This window comes from Stenotrophomonas sp. 82F1 (assembly GCF_056861525.1).
Genome location: NZ_JBSPUD010000010.1, coordinates 133,354 through 148,485, shown reverse-complemented (window position 1 = coordinate 148,485; position 15,132 = coordinate 133,354). Strand labels below are relative to the sequence as shown.

The following is a 15,132-nucleotide window of genomic DNA, read 5'->3' as shown; positions in this document are numbered from 1 at the left end:
TGGGCCGGGCGGGTTGGGTTCGCGGGGGACGCCGTGAATCCGTCCATGGAGGCTTGGCCGCGCCATCCATGGCGCGGACACCCCCGCGAACCCAACCCGCCCGGCCTCTGACGGTTTCCTGCGGCGTCCACCCACGCAAGAAGAAAAAAGATCAAAAGCAAAAGCAAAAGCAGCATGGCCGGTTGCCCACGCTTCCAGTAGAGTCGAGCCCGCGCTCGGCTCAGAGCGCAGCGACCCGCTGTTGCTCTTCTTTTTTCTTTTCCGTGGGTGGGCCGCGCGGAAATCTGTCAGCGGCCGGGCGGGGTGGGGCGGGCGGGGTATCCGCGCCATGGATGGCGCGGCTAAGCCCCCAGGGATGGGTTCACGGCGTCCCCGCCCGTCCTACCCCGCCCGGCCAGCCCTCCGGAAGCCAGCGCTTTACGCGACCAACCCAACCCCCACCCACGAGGGGCTGCGCCGTTCGCCGACCTTCGCCGCCGATGCGCGCATGAATCTGCGCAAGCGCATTTCTGTAATCGTTCCCACAACGCCGCACAGCAGCATCGCCGCTGACGAAGTTCCATTAAAAGTGGGCGCCAATTCACATTTTGACGCCGCGTTGATCCTGATCAATGGACTTGTCGCAATCGGCCTGCACAATGGCGGCCCGTTCGGCATGGCGCGCCGTCTTTGATGCAGCGCGAGGGGCGTCGGATGGGAAAGCAGTACTGATCCAACAGGTACAAGGAGCGCGGAGCACTGCCACTGGGGAGCGGCAGCCGCGCAGGTACCGACCGGGTCCGGCGGCCGGTTGCGTCTGCGGGGATGGGGACGCAACCGGCAACCTCTGCCTGAATGGGGCAGGTCAATCACGACGCCTTCACATTTCTCGCTGAACGCGAGCAAATCGTTGTGATTCATGGTCTTAGGGGTTTTAATTCATCCATGACCTGCTAACCTGCGGTGATGATTCGACGTTCTCTGGCCTGCATGCTCACTCTCGGCCTGGTCGCCTGTGCGACCCAGCCGACGTCCCCTCCGACTTCGCCCCAGGCCAGCAGTACGCCGCGCCACCCGGCGGCCAAGCCTCAGGGCCCGGCCGAAGCCGCGCCGGAAGCGGCAGCCGCTACGGCTGCGCCGGTCGATCTCACCCCGGTGCCGTTCGAAACCGCGCGCGCCAGGTTCATTGCCGATACCGCCAAGCGTTACGGCCTGAAGCCCGATGAGATCCGCAACGTGCTCGACCAGGCGCAGGTGCGCCAGCCGATCATTGCCGCCATGTCGCGGCCGGCCGAACGGGTCAAACCGTGGAACGAATACCGGCCGATGTTCATCAGCAAGGCGCGCATCGATGGCGGCAAGGCGTTTCTTGCCCAGCATCGCGCCGAACTGGACCGTGTGCAGCAGCGCACCGGTGTGCCGGCTGAAGTGATCGTGGCGATCATCGGCGTGGAAACCAGCTACGGCAAGAATGCCGGCAGCCATCGCGTGCTCGACGCGCTGTACACGCTCGCCTTCTATTACCCGCGCAGTGGCGACCCGGCCAAGCTGGAACGCGAAGTACGCCGCGAGCTGTTCTTCCGCGATGAACTGGCCAAGCTGTTCGAACTCGGCCGCGAGGAAAAGCTGGACATCACCACGCTCAAGGGCAGCTATGCCGGCGCGATGGGCATGGGCCAGTTCATGCCCTCCAGCTATCTGGATTACGCGGTGGACGGCAACGGCGATGGCCGCCGTGACCTGTTCACCAGCTACGACGACGTGTTCTCGTCCATCGCCAACTACTTCGTGAAGAAGGGCGGTTGGGTGCGCGGCGGCCAGGTCGCCGTGCCGGCCACGCTCGCCGCCGGCCGCGAAGAGTTCAACCCGACCGAGTGGATGCCCACCTGGTCGCTGTCCGATCTGGCCCAGCGCGGCTACCAGCCGAGCGCACCGGTCCAGCCGGGCGCCACCGCCACCCCCATCACGCTTGAAGGCAGCACCGGCAAGCAGTACTGGCTGGGCTTCCAGAACTACTACGCGATCACCCGTTACAACCTCTCTAAGATGTACGCGATGGCCGTGTTCCAGTTGTCGCAGGCCATTGCCGGACAGGAGCTGCCCCCGGCATGAACATCAGATGGCTGGTCCCTGGATTGATCGTCCTCGCGCTGGCCGCCTGCAGCAGCGCGCCGAAGAAGCCGGCGACCGCCGGCCACGGTGGCAAGCCGTCCGGCACGGTGGTGCAGGGCAAGGGCGGGCGTCCGGCGCATTGTCCGGAGGGCTCGCCGTATGCGGCCGCCACCGAGGACCTGTCCACCCGTGGCAACTACACCGCTGGCGGCCTGTACAAGCCCGGCGTGAAAGACACCACGCCCAGTTACGTGCCCAACGTGGCCTGCATTCCCGAGCCGGTGGTCACCAATGAAGACCGCTCGGCGATCGGCAACAAATCGCCCTACGTGGTGCTGGGCAAGCAGTACAAGGTGCTCGACGACACCCGCAACTACGTTGAACGTGGCACCGCTTCGTATTACGGCGCCAAGTTCCACGGCCGCCTGACCTCCAACCGCGAGGTCTACGACATGTACCAGTTCACCGCCGCGCACAAGACCTTGCCGCTGCCCAGCTTCGCCCGCGTGACCAACCTGGACAATGGCGAATCGGTGATCGTGCGCGTCAATGATCGTGGTCCGTTCCATGATGGCCGCGTGGTCGATCTCAGCTATGCCGCCGCCGTGCGCCTGGGCATCACCCAGCGCGGTACCGGCAACGTGGAAGTGCGCGCGGTGCAGCCGGGTGAAACCAACCTGATGGCGCAGAAGCCGTCGCGCCGCGAACGCCGTGCTGCTGAAGCGGCGGCGGCCACTGCTGCCGTCGCCAGCGCACGCCCCGCACCTGCCGCACGCGCGGTTGCCGACAGTGACATCGATCGCCTGGTCAACCGCCTGCCTGCCGATGGGGCGCCGGCGCGTGGCCAGCCGGCCACGACCCAGGCCGCCGTCAGCACGATGCCGGAGGTGGCGGTCAGCAGCCTGCCGCCCAGCGCCCCCGCGCCGCGTCCCGCCGCGCCGGTCGTGGCTACCGCCGTGCCGCGCGGCCCAGCCCCGGCCAGCAGCCCCAGCCTGTCGCAGAAGGTAGTGGGCGCGGTGATGCTGCAGGTTGCCAGCTTCTCCAACCGCGACAACGCCAACCGGGCGATGGGCCAGCTCAACGCCGCCGGCATCGTCGGTGCCACCATCAGCGACATCGCTGCCGGGGGTCGTACCCTGTGGCGCCTGCGGGTTCCCGCCAGCGACCATGCCAGCGCGGCGGAACTTGCCGGGCGCATCTCGGGTCTGGGCTTTGGCTCGCCACAGATCGTCAAGGACTGATTCCGCCCGGGCCGGTGCTGCCGGCCCTTGCCACCCCGGCCTTACAATGGCCACCTTGTCCCATCCTTCATTTTCCGGCCGTCCCCTGGAGCCTGCTGTCCCATGAATTTCCGTTCCGCCGCCACTGCCCTGGCCGCCACCCTGGTGGTGGGCCTGGCCTCCGCCCAGACGCCGCTGCCGACCCCGGCCACGCCGACGCCTGCCGCTGCCGCTGCTGCCCCCGCCACCGTGGCCACGCCGCCGGCGCCCGCACCCAGCGTGTCCAAGGCCTGGGTGCTGATGGACTACGCCACCGGCCAGGTGCTGGCAGGCGAGAACATCAACGAACAGCTGGCCCCGGCCAGCATCACCAAGGTGATGACGTCCTACGTGATCGCCGCCGAGGTCAAGAACGGCAAGGTCCGTCCGGACGACCAGGTGATGATGAGCGAACGCGCCTGGCGCGAAGGTGGCGCTGGCACCGATGGCAGCTACAGCGGCTTCCCGGTCAACCAGACGGCACGCCTGGAAGACATGGAAAAGGGCATGGCGATCCAGTCCGGCAATGACGCCGCGATTGCCCTGGCCGAGCACGTGGCCGGCAGCGAAGAAGCCTTCGCTTCGCTGATGAACAGCTACGCCGCCAAGATCGGCATGAAGAACTCGCACTTCGTGAACGCCCACGGCCTGACCGCCCCGGGCCATCACAGCAGCGCCTACGACCTGGCCCTGCTGGGCCGCGCGATGGTGCGCGATTACCCGGAAACCTACGCGTACAACAAGATCAAGGAATTCCAGGTCGGCACCATCAAGCAGCCCAACCGCAACCTGCTGTTGTGGCGCGATGGCAGCGTGGACGGGATCAAGACCGGCCACACTTCCGAAGCCGGCTACTGCCTGATGAGCTCGGCCCAGCGCGGTGACCAGCGTCTGGTCGCCGTGGTGCTGGGCGGCGCGTCGGAAAAGCAGCGCGCCGATGACAGCCTGGCCCTGTTGAACTGGGGCTTCCGCTTCTTCGAAACCCACCGCCTGTACGAGCCGGGCAAGGCCGTGGCCGAGCACAAGGTCTGGAAGGGCACCACCGACAAGGTGCAGCTGGGCGTGGCCCAGCCGATGCTGGTCAGCGTGCCGCGCGGTCGCTACAACGACCTGAAGCCGAGCATCGACGTGCCCAAGACCCTGGAAGCACCGTTCACCGCCGGCCAGCAGATCGGCACCGTCAAGGTCACCCTGGATGGCAAGCTGGTGGCCGAAGCGCCGCTGGTGGCGGTGGCCGCCGTCGAGCAGGCCGGCTTCTTCAAGCGCCTGTGGGACAGCTTCTGGATGTGGTGGGAATCGGAATGATCCGCAGCGTGCTGCGGTGAACGGAAAAGGCCGGCGAATGCCGGCCTTTTCTGTTTCGGGAGCCGGCTCCGCATGAATCCCGCCGGCACTACCAGCCCGATTGCTTACAGCGAGCGGCTGACGGTGAAACTGCCGAACACCGGCGACTGGCGCTGGCCATCGAATTCGCGGGTGCTGTGGTAGCGCGCCATCGCGAACTTCCAGCGGCCACGCATCACCGCGATGCCATAACCTCCCTGCGCGACCACATGACGCTTGTCCACGCTGTGGCTGTTGCGGAAGGTGTTGCCGTCCAGGGTGATATCGCGGATCACCCACGCCGCATCGGTGGTGGCGAACAGGTGCCATGACCAGCCGGATGGCTTGCCGCCGCGGGTCGGCGCGGTGTTCTCGCCGGCCGGGCGCAGCGGGGTGCTGCCGAAATCGTCCGGCAGCTTCCAGCCGAAGCGCACTTCGCCGCCGAGGTTCGCCTTGGTTTCCAGGTTGCCGATCGAACCGCCGTAGTGGCTGATCGCATCCCAGCCCCAGCCGTCGGCATTGAGGCTGGCATCGCCCGGCCAGCGGCGCATGCGTTCGTGGGTCAGCATGAACACCGGTTCGTTGTGCAGCTGGTTGTCCCAGCCCTTGAACTTCTCATCGCCCAGCACGCTGTGCACCGCGTCCTGCACCTGCTTGCCCTGCGCCCACGGCCCGACCACGCCCAGCGACAGCTGGGTGGTCTGCAGGCGATCGCCGCTGCGTGCGTTGAAGCCGAAACTGACCAGCAGTACCCCGGCATACGGCCGGTCATCCTTGATCAGGTCGCTGCGGGTCGGATCGGTGGGGGTGAAGATGCCCTGGGCCAGGCTGAAGATCATGTTCTGCTGTTCGAACTTGCCCGGGTGCAGTGCTTCCAGGTGGCTGTTCACCCAGCGCGCCAGGCGCGGCAGGCAGGGGTCATCGGTGTAGTCCACCAGGTTGGGCGAGACCAGGGTCAGCTGGGCGCCGTTGGTATAGCCCTGGTCCTGGTGGCGGCCGCCGAACAGGTCGTTGTCGACGCGGAAATTGACCTGCGGCGGATGCTCGCGCATCGCGTCCGGGCCGCATTGCTCGGCTGCGTGGGCGGAAAGGGGGAGGGCGGTGGCCAGCAGGCCGGACAATCCAAAGGATGCGAGGTAGCGCATGGATGGGATGATCATCGGGAAGGGGGCTTTTGTCTGTCGTTTTATGCAACGACACGGTACTCCCGGCGCTGTGACGGAACGAGCGCGCTGGAATCACTTGTCTGTTCCGAAAACAACATTGTCTGATCGACACAATTGGTTACCGCAGACAGGCGTCGTCGGGCCCGGGGCAGGGCCGTAGGAGCCGGGTCCGAGGCTGAATGGATGTTCAGCTGCAACGCAGCGGCCCGCCTGCGGTGCCGCCGAGCTTTATGAATACTCTTGGGTTTGTTGCCCTGCGGCCCGATAATGGGCGCATGGAAATCAAGTCCGACAATCCCGAACACGGCTTCCAGTTCCCCGGTCAGTTCGAGCTCAGCGCGATGGGCCCGGCCAACCGCGGCCTGGAGCATGAACTCCCCCGCCTGCTGCTGGCTGCTGGCGTCGACGTGGTGAACGAGCGCATCAGCTGGAAGCATTCGTCCAACGGCAAGTACGTCTCGGTGCGCCTGGTCTTCCGGGCCGAGAACCGCGAACAGTACGACGTGGCCCACCAGGCCCTGCGCGACCACCCGGAAGTGAAGTGGACGGTGTAGCCGTCAGCTGCCCTGCCGAAGCGGCGGCCCCCGAGGCGCGTCCGCCGCGCCCGGCGGTGGTCCGTGACCTGGGGCGCCAGCCCTACGAGCCGGTCTGGCACGCCATGCAGCGTTTCACCGACCAGCGCGACGACGACACGCTCGACGAGCTGTGGGTGGTCGAGCACGATCCGGTGTTCACCCTGGGCCAGGCCGGCAAGGTCGAGCACGTGCTGGCGCCGGGCGAGATCCCGGTGGTCCATGTCGATCGCGGCGGCCAGGTGACCTACCACGGCCCCGGCCAGATCGTGATCTACCCACTGCTGCGCCTGCCGCGGCTGGGCATCGGCGTGCGCGACTACGTGTGCCGCATCGAGCAGGCCATCATCGACACCCTGGCCGAGTGGAACATAGGTGCCGAACGGCTCGACGGCGCCCCGGGCGTCTATGTCGGCGGCGCCAAGATCGCCGCGCTCGGCATCCGCGTGCGTCGCGGCTGCACCTTCCATGGGCTGGCCTTCAACGTGGCCATGGACCTGGATCCTTTCCACCGCATCAACCCCTGTGGTTACGAGGGGCTGCAGGTGACCACGGTGCTAGACTTGGGCGGTCCGTCCGGGATGGACGCCGTCAAGCCGGTGCTGCTGGACCACCTGGCCCGCCAGTTCGGCCTGCTGCTGCAGCCCGTGCCTGAACTGCCTGATCTCTCTGCGGCCGCCTGACCGCCCCCGGAAACGCCATGACTGAAACCACTGCCCGCACCATTCCCCTGCAGATCGTGCAGGCCGAGCTTCCGTCCACCGCGCCGTTGCAGGCCGGGGTCAAGCAGATGGGTGGGGACAAGATCAACCGCTCGCCGGTGCAGTTCGCCGACGTGCCGGTGCTGCGCAAGCCCTCCTGGATCCGCGTGCGCATTCCTTCGGGCAATGCCGTGCAGAACCTGAAAGCCAAGCTGCGCGAGAACCGTCTGGTGACCGTGTGCGAAGAGGCCAGCTGCCCGAACATCCACGAATGCTTCGGCCACGGCACCGCCACCTTCATGATCCTGGGCGAGGTCTGCACCCGTCGCTGCTCGTTCTGCGACGTGGCCCATGGCCGGCCGAAGCCGCCCGATGCCAACGAGCCGGCCAGCCTCGGCCAGACCGTGGCCGACATGGGTCTGAAGTACGTGGTGGTGACCAGCGTCGACCGCGATGACCTGCGCGACGGCGGTGCCCAGCACTTCGTCGACTGCATCACCGCCATCCGCGAGAAGTCGCCCGGCACCCGGATCGAAGTGCTGACCCCGGACTTCCGTGGCAAGGGCCGCATGGAGCGCGCGCTGGAGATCCTGGCGCAGAACCCGCCGGACGTGTTCAACCACAACATCGAAACCGTCCCGGACCTGTACCGCAACGTGCGCCCGGGCGCCGACTACCAGTGGTCGTTGAACCTGCTGAAGAACTTCAAGGCGCAGCACCCTGACGTGCCGACCAAGTCGGGCATCATGCTGGGCCTGGGCGAAGACTTCGAACAGATCAAGGCCACCATGCGCGACCTGCGTGCGCACAACGTGGACATGATCACCATCGGCCAGTACCTGCAGCCGACCGCGCATCACCACCCGGTGCTGAAGTACTGGACGCCGGACGATTACAAGGCGCTGGAAGTCTACGGTTACGAGCTGGGCTTCAGCCACGTGGCCTCCGGCCCGATGGTGCGCTCGTCGTACCACGCCGACGTGCAGGCCAAGGGCGCCGGCGTTTCCTGACCCCGTGGGTATGGGGGGGCGCGGCTGCGCGGGGGGGGGCGGCCCGTGGGCCCCCACACCTCTGCCTGCCGTAGAGCCGAGCCCATGCTCGGCTGCTTCCTGCCGGTCAGCCGAGCATGGGCTCGGCTCTACGTGCATTCACAATTTGCTACACCGGCTCCGCTAGGCTGGTTTTCCACCGAACGTGGGCGGGTGACAAACCCGGCAACTTTCGGCACTGTCGCGGTGTCTGAACACCCTGCAGTCTCCCCCTTGGCAAGGCGCCTTCGAGCACGTCAATGAAATTCAAAGCCCCCGCATTCCTGATGGCCCTGGCGCTGGTAGCGCCGCTGGCGCTCGCGGCCAAGGCCGATTCGCCGGCGTTGCCGGCTGCCGCCACCGCCGATCAGGTGACCACCTCCAAGCTGGTGTACGGCCTGTTGTCCGACAGCCGCTACGCCTACCGCCCGCGTGCGCTCGATGAAGCCACCTCCAAGGATGTGTTCAAGCGCTACCTGGAGACGCTGGACGGCGGCAAGCAGTACTTCACCCAGGCCGACATCACCCGCTTCGCACCGTTCCAGGCCGGCATTGCCAATGCCATCCGCGGCGGCGAACTGGAGCCGGCGTTCCAGGTGTTCGCCGTCTACAAGCAGCGCGTCGGCGAGCGTGTGGCCTATGCGCGCAAGCTGCTCAAGCAGGAACCGGATTTCACCACCGACGAGCGCTTCGAGTACGACCGCAAGGACGTGCCGTGGGCGGCGTCCAATGCCGAGCTCGACGAGCTGTGGCGCAAGTCGGTGAAGAACGACTGGCTGCGCCTGAAGCTGGCCGGCAAGAAGTCCGATGACATCCGCAAGACGCTGGACAAGCGTTACGCCACCCTGGAAAAGTCGGTCAACGAGCTGAAGGGCGAAGACACCTTCCAGTTCTTCATGAACGCCTACACCAGCGCGGTTGATCCGCACACCGATTACTTCACCCCGCGTACCGCCGAGAACTTCAACCAGGCGATGTCGCTGTCGCTGGAAGGTATCGGCGCGCAGCTGCAGCGCCAGGACGATGTGGTGGTGATCCGCGAGATCATCGCCGGTGGTCCGGCGGCCGTGGACGGCACGCTGAAGCCGGGCGACCGCATCGTCGGCGTCGGCCAGGGCAAGTCCGGGCTGGTGGAAGATGTGATCGGCTGGCGCATCGATGATGTGGTGGCCAAGATCCGTGGCGCCAAGGACACCGACGTCAAGCTGGAATTCATTCCGGCCGAAGCCGGCGTCGACGGCAAGCACCACACCCTGGTGCTGACCCGGCAGAAGGTGCGCCTGGCCGAACAGGCCGCCAAGGGCGAGACCATGACCATCCCGGCCGCCAATGGCGAGCCGGCGCGCAAGGTCGGCGTGATCAAGCTGCCGACCTTCTACCAGGACTTCGAAGGCCGTCGTCGCAACGCCGCCGACTATGCGTCGGCCACCCGCGACGTGGCCAAGCTGCTGGCCGGTTTCAAGACCGACAAGCTGGACGGCGTGGTGCTGGACCTGCGCAACAACGGTGGTGGTTCGCTGGATGAAGCGATCGAGCTGACCGGCCTGTTCATCGAACAGGGTCCGGTGGTGCAGGTGCGCGAATCCGGTGGCCGTGTCACCGTCAACAGCGACCGCAACCAGGGCGTGGCATGGGACGGCCCGCTGGCCGTGCTGATCAACCGTGGTTCGGCGTCGGCGTCGGAGATCTTCGCCGGTGCCATCCAGGACTACGGCCGCGGCCTGGTCATCGGTGAAACCAGCTTCGGCAAGGGCACCGTGCAGAACATCGTCGACCTGGACCGTTGGCCGAGTGGCGAAGCCCAGCGCTTTGGCCAGGTGAAGCTGACCATCGCCCAGTTCTTCCGCATCAGCGGCAGCAGCACCCAGCACAAGGGCGTGGTGCCGGACCTGGCGTTCCCGGCCAGCGTCGATGCCACCGAATTCGGCGAAAGCACCTACGACAATGCGCTGCCGTGGACCCGCATCGCCGCGGTGCCGCACACCCAGTACGGCAACTTCGCGCCGCTGCTGCCGAAGCTGGAAACGCGTCATGACTCGCGCATCGCCACCGACAAGGAATTCCAGTGGTGGAACGAGGACGTGGAGCAGTTCCGTACCGAAGCGGCGAAGAAGTACGTTTCGCTGAATGAAGCGACCCGTCGTGCCGAGCGCGAGCGCCAGGACACCCAGCGCAAGCAGCGCCAGATCGTGCGCAAGGAACTGGGCCTGGCCCTGGACCCGCTGGCCGATGACAGCAGCGATGATGGCCTGACCGGCAACGAGCGCGACATCGTCAAGGATGCCGCCCGCGAGAAGGCCGCCGAGAAGCGCCCGGACCCGCTGCTGCGTGAATCGGCCTCGATCCTGGCCGACGCGGTGAACCTGCTGGAGGCCGACCGTCCGCTGTCGGCACAGGTGCTGCCGCAGTCCACCGCCGCAGGCCGCTGGGCCGACTGATTGACTGAGGAGGGGGCGGAGGGGTTTACGTCGTTGGTGCCACAAGCGACTTAAACCCCTCCATCCCCTTTTTGCATGAACCGGGAGCAACGGTGGCGGCCGGGCCAAGCAGCATCGACCCGGCGCACACGGGCAGGGGGCTACCCTCGGGGCTACCGTCTTTGCAGGAGTACCCATGCGGGCCTCCCTCCTCTCCGCTTCCCTGTTGGCCGCCACCAGTGCCCTGGCATTGACCGCGTGCGGTGGCCGCGCCGCCGACAGCAGTCTGCTGCGGGAGTCCTTCGACTCCGGCGACACCTTCTCGCGCACCGTCGATGGGCGCCCGGCCGACGCCTGCGAGGCGGCACGGCGCACGTTGCTCAGCCAGGGCTATGCCATCGCACGGTCGGACGACGCGCAGGTGGAAGGCAACAAGAATTTCCAGCCGCGCGAGGATGACCACGAACAACTGGTGCTGCGTATCTCGTGTGCGCCGCGTGGCAGCCAGGCGCTGGTGTTCGTCAGCGCCGTGCAGGACCGCTATGCGCTGAAGAAGAGCCCGACCTCGGCCAGTGTCGGCGTGGGCGCGCTGGGTTCGGTGTCGTTGCCGTTCGGCAGCAATGACGACTCGCTGGTGAAAGTGGCCAGCAGCACGATCACCGATGCCGAGTTCTATCGGCGCTTCTTCCAGCGCCTGCAGCAGTACCTGCCGGCGGCAGCGAAAGCAGAACCGCAACCGCAACCACAACCGGCCGCCTCGCCGCCGCCTCCTGCCGGGCCTGAGCCCGAACCCGCGCCGGCAGCAACGGACCAGGGCTGAACGTGCGCGGCAGGGTGATGGCGTGGGCCCTGCTGCTGGGCTGGCCCTTGAGCGCGCTGGCCGCTACGGCCGAGTGCCGCCAAGGCCTGCTGCAGCGGTTGGGCTGGCGCTTTGAAACTGCAGCCATCAGCACACCGCAGGTGCAGGGCGGGCCGGTCTGTACGCGAGCCTCGCTGGCCGAAGCGCAGGCCGCCGGTGATCTACGCGTGCGCTTGCCGGAGACGTTGGCCGATGCGGACCGCCAGGCCCTGTTGCAGCAGCTGCTGGACGATCCGGCCACGGTCTGTGCCTACGCCTTCGAACTGGGCGCGGCGGTACAACGGGCCACGCAGGCACTGCAGGACAATGAGTCCTTCCGCTTCACCGGTGTGCAGCTGGGCTGGATCGGCTTTGGCGCTCGTGGTGCTCCGGCACAGGGATGGCAGCGGGTACGCAGCTTCGGCCGCGGCTATGTGCCGGCCGCCAGCAACAGCCGCGCACTGGATGCGTTCTACACCGGCCGGGTGCGTGCCGAGTGCGGTGTCGGCCGTCAGGTCGCGCAGCTGGCCACGCAGCGCGAGCTGTATGGCGATGCGGCCTTCGATGCGGAATTCGCGCCGGGGGAGCTGTCCATCGGCACCTTCCTGGGTCTGCACGACACCGACAGCATCCTGCTGGGTGCACAGGCCGGCCAGTTCCTGGCCGACGGCAAGGCCGTGCGCACGTCGGCGATGGGGCGGCAGGCATTCGTCGGATTGCCCGGCTTCATCGAACACGTATTCGACAAAGGCACGCTGGACGACCTCAGCAACCAGGCGGAGAACTTCGTCGTGTTGGCGGTGGGCGAGGGGGCCGCGCGGGCCTTGGCAGAACACGGCGGCCTGGCCTGGTACGACCAGCGCAATCGTGCCCTGTGGCAGTTGGCGCAGGGCATTCCGCGTGTCGGCCAACGCTATTTCGAGCGGCTGCTGTACGAGCGCGATCCGGCCCTGCGTGCGCAGCTGGCCCCGCGCTATCGCGACGTCGTGCAGCAGATGGACCAGTTGCTGGACGATGCGTTCTACCAGCAGTTCGTGATCTACGTGCACCCACGCGGTATACGTCCTGTCGGCTATCACATCATCCGCCTGCTCGACCGCAATCCGCGCACGCCGTTTTCCATCGACCTGGCGTTGCACAATCTGCATACCACGCTCTACCGGCGTTGGCGCGAGGCGCAGCTGCGCCACTGCGCGACGACCGGCCGGCCAGGCAGCCTGACTTCCGACAACAACTGAAGGTGAAACAATGGATATTGCAATGATCGGCCTCGGCCGCATGGGCGCCAACATGGCCCAGCGCCTGCACCGCGGCGGCCACCGCGTGGTTGGCTACGATCCGGGCGAGGGCGCCCGCCAGCGCGCCGCCGAGGCCGGCCTGGAAGTAGTGGATTCGCTGGCCGCCGCAGTGGCCGCGCTGCCGGTGCCGCGCGTGGTGTGGCTGATGGTGCCGGCCGGCGAGACCGTGGACCAGACGCTGGGGCAGTTGAGCCCGCACCTGGCCGAAGGTGACATCGTCATCGACGGTGGCAACTCCAACTACCAGGACTCGATCCGTCGCGCCAAGGCGCTGGCCGAAGATGACCTGGGCTACGTGGACTGCGGCACCAGCGGCGGCGTGTGGGGCCTGCAGGAAGGCTACAGCCTGATGGTGGGTGGCGATGCTGCGGTGGTCGAACAGATCGCACCGCTGCTGCGCACGCTGGCCCCGGCGGAAGACCGCGGCTGGGCGCGCGTTGGCCCGTCCGGCGCAGGCCACTTCACCAAGATGGTTCACAACGGCATCGAATACGGAATGATGCAGGCCTACGCCGAAGGCTTCGCGCTGATGGAGCGCAAGCAGGAGATGGAACTGGACCTGGCGCAGGTGGCCGAGGTGTGGCGCCACGGCAGCGTGGTGCGTTCGTGGCTGCTGGACCTGAGCACCGAAGCCCTCAAGCGCAACCCCTCGCTGGATGGCATCGCACCGTACGTGGAGGATTCCGGCGAAGGCCGCTGGACCGTCGCCGAAGCGATTGCGCTGGACGTACCGGCACCGGTGATCACCCTGTCGCTGCTCGAACGCCTGCGTTCGCGCGAATCGAACTCGTTCACCGACCGCCTGCTGTCAGCGATGCGCAACGAATTCGGCGGCCACGCCATCAAGAAGTCGTAAGTACCGGCGCCGGGGTCGGATCCCTTTCCGCAGGAAAGGGCTCTGACCCCGTAACTGAAAGCCTTCTTTGATCGTTTCGACGTCATCCACGCATGGCGTGGATCTACTGTCAGCCATCGTCCGTCCGCATGGGTCACGCATGGGGTCAGAGCCCGTTGCCAAGCAACGGGATCCGACCCCGGCAGATCGCGAGAAACTGTCGAAGGCGGGGTGGGTCCGGTTGCGGGGGCGTGAGCCGCATGGATGCGGCGACCGAGCTTACAGGGACGTACTTGCAGCGTCCCCCGCAACCGGACCCACCCCGCCATCCCGCGGAATGCCCGCTTTTGCCGTTGCCGTTGCCGTTGCTGTTGCTGTTGCCGTTGCCGTTGCCGTTGCCTCGGCGGGTGCAGGGCGCAGCCCTGCCGATCACCCCACCTGCACCCGTCGTCCCTGGCGCGCACTGTCCATCCCTGCCTGCAGCAACCGCATCACCTGCAACGCCTGCTGCGCGCTGACCGTCGGCTCACCCTCGCCCCGCATCGCCGCTGCGAAGTCGGCATACAGGCGCCGGTAATCACCGGGCAGGTTGTCCACGGTGCTGCGCTGCACGTTGTCCTCCGCATCGCAGTGCAGCAGTTCGCCGTGGCGCGGATCGATGCCCCAGCCCGGCGCGCCTGGCGCAACGCCGCGACGCAGCTGCGCCTCCTGCACGTCCAGGCCATGCTTGATCCAGCTGGCACGCGTGCCATGCACCGCGAAACGGGGGGCAGGCGCCGCCACCAGTGAACCGGCGTGCACGATCGCGCGATGGCGCGGGTAGTGCAGCACCGCATGAAAATAGTCGACGCCGCTGCCGCCTTCGCGCTGCACGGCAAGGTCCGCATCGATCGCCTGCGGACAGCCGAACAGCACCAGCATCTGGTCCAGCAGGTGCGGCCCCAGGTCGTACCACAGGCCGCTGCCCGGCCCCTCCTGCTCGCGCCAGCGTTCGCGCACCTGCGGGCGGTAGCGGTCGAAATGCGCGTGGCATTCGGCGATGTCGCCGAGCGGGCCGTCGGCACGCAGCGCCTGCAGGGTCAGGAAGTCCGCATCGAACCGCCGGTTCTGGAACACGGTGGCGATGCGTCCAGCGTCGCGCGCTGCGGCCAGCACCTGCTCGGCTTCGTCCACGGTCACCGCGAATGGTTTATCCACCAGCACATGCTTGCCGGCGGCCAGCGCGGCGATGGCCAACGGCGCGTGCTGTTCGTTCGGCGTGGCAATCACCACCGCATCCACCGCAGGGTCATCGAAGACCTCCTGCGCGGTAGCGCGTACGTGGACGTCGCTGAAAGTGCGCAGCAGCGTATCGCGCTGCGAACTGACGACACTGTGCAGGGCCAGCCCCGGCGTGTGCTGGATCAGCGGGGCGTGGAAGACACGGCCGGCCAGGCCGTAGCCGATCAGGGCCAGTTGCAGCTCGGGGCGCATGGGAAGACTCCGCGCGGATCGGAAAGTACAGGACAGGAACCTCAGGGTAAACGAGATGACTGCGCGCCCGGAAGCTGAACCGTTCCCGCTGCAGGTATGCCCATTCACTTGAGCATGACCGCAGCGCCACG

At 67.0% G+C, this 15,132-nt stretch carries 13 protein-coding genes; 11 read left to right on the top strand and 2 right to left on the bottom strand.

Features of this window, described 5'->3' with window-relative positions:
- Positions 1 to 487: 487 nt before the first annotated feature.
- The 4 genes from AC13GI_RS12240 (at position 488) to AC13GI_RS12225 (ending at position 4,655) form a co-directional block, all read left to right on the top strand.
- On the top strand, positions 488 to 673 hold the full coding sequence (locus tag AC13GI_RS12240) for a hypothetical protein (RefSeq protein WP_134833093.1): 186 nt from the start codon (positions 488 to 490) through the stop codon (positions 671 to 673).
- A 272-nt stretch (positions 674 to 945) separates the two neighbouring features.
- Positions 946 to 2,091: a lytic murein transglycosylase B gene (gene mltB / locus AC13GI_RS12235; protein ID WP_099820910.1), complete on the top strand. Its 1,146-nt coding sequence runs from the start codon at positions 946 to 948 to the stop codon at positions 2,089 to 2,091.
- Positions 2,088 to 3,332: a septal ring lytic transglycosylase RlpA family protein gene (locus tag AC13GI_RS12230; protein WP_482996386.1), complete on the top strand. Its 1,245-nt coding sequence runs from the start codon at positions 2,088 to 2,090 to the stop codon at positions 3,330 to 3,332. Before mltB ends, AC13GI_RS12230 begins: the two co-directional genes overlap by 4 nt.
- Before the next feature lie 102 nt (positions 3,333 to 3,434).
- Positions 3,435 to 4,655, top strand: coding sequence for a D-alanyl-D-alanine carboxypeptidase family protein (locus AC13GI_RS12225; RefSeq protein ID WP_099820912.1), 1,221 nt, complete (start codon positions 3,435 to 3,437; stop codon positions 4,653 to 4,655).
- A gap of 104 nt (positions 4,656 to 4,759) precedes the next feature.
- Here the strand turns inward: AC13GI_RS12225 and AC13GI_RS12220 are convergent, their stop codons facing one another.
- Positions 4,760 to 5,818, bottom strand: coding sequence for a lipid A deacylase LpxR family protein (locus AC13GI_RS12220; protein WP_380658346.1), 1,059 nt, complete (start codon positions 5,816 to 5,818; stop codon positions 4,760 to 4,762).
- Positions 5,819 to 6,114: 296 nt separating this feature from the next.
- Between AC13GI_RS12220 and AC13GI_RS12215 the strand changes: the two genes are divergently transcribed.
- The 7 genes from AC13GI_RS12215 to gnd all read left to right on the top strand — a co-directional run bounded on the left by AC13GI_RS12215 (position 6,115) and on the right by gnd (position 13,549).
- A complete protein-coding gene (locus AC13GI_RS12215; protein WP_032975372.1) occupies positions 6,115 to 6,393 on the top strand; it encodes a YbeD family protein in 279 nt (92 codons plus the stop codon).
- A gap of 56 nt (positions 6,394 to 6,449) precedes the next feature.
- A complete protein-coding gene (lipB, locus tag AC13GI_RS12210; protein ID WP_236511563.1) occupies positions 6,450 to 7,094 on the top strand; it encodes a lipoyl(octanoyl) transferase LipB in 645 nt (214 codons plus the stop codon).
- Positions 7,095 to 7,111: 17 nt separating this feature from the next.
- Positions 7,112 to 8,122: a lipoyl synthase gene (gene lipA / locus AC13GI_RS12205; RefSeq protein WP_033832023.1), complete on the top strand. Its 1,011-nt coding sequence runs from the start codon at positions 7,112 to 7,114 to the stop codon at positions 8,120 to 8,122.
- 278 nt (positions 8,123 to 8,400) lie between these two features.
- Entirely contained in the window at positions 8,401 to 10,578 is a 2,178-nt protein-coding gene (locus AC13GI_RS12200; RefSeq protein ID WP_482996385.1) for a carboxy terminal-processing peptidase, read from the top strand.
- 175 nt (positions 10,579 to 10,753) lie between these two features.
- Positions 10,754 to 11,377: a DUF2242 domain-containing protein gene (locus AC13GI_RS12195; RefSeq protein WP_482996384.1), complete on the top strand. Its 624-nt coding sequence runs from the start codon at positions 10,754 to 10,756 to the stop codon at positions 11,375 to 11,377.
- A gap of 17 nt (positions 11,378 to 11,394) precedes the next feature.
- Positions 11,395 to 12,633, top strand: a complete 1,239-nt coding sequence (locus AC13GI_RS12190) for a hypothetical protein (RefSeq protein WP_482996383.1) — start codon at positions 11,395 to 11,397, stop codon at positions 12,631 to 12,633.
- A 10-nt stretch (positions 12,634 to 12,643) separates the two neighbouring features.
- Positions 12,644 to 13,549: a phosphogluconate dehydrogenase (NAD(+)-dependent, decarboxylating) gene (gene gnd / locus AC13GI_RS12185; protein ID WP_099820918.1), complete on the top strand. Its 906-nt coding sequence runs from the start codon at positions 12,644 to 12,646 to the stop codon at positions 13,547 to 13,549.
- A gap of 408 nt (positions 13,550 to 13,957) precedes the next feature.
- On the opposite strand, the gene AC13GI_RS12180 is transcribed toward gnd, so the two are convergent.
- On the bottom strand, positions 13,958 to 15,001 hold the full coding sequence (locus AC13GI_RS12180) for an oxidoreductase (protein WP_482996382.1): 1,044 nt from the start codon (positions 14,999 to 15,001) through the stop codon (positions 13,958 to 13,960).
- Positions 15,002 to 15,132: the final 131 nt, after the last annotated feature.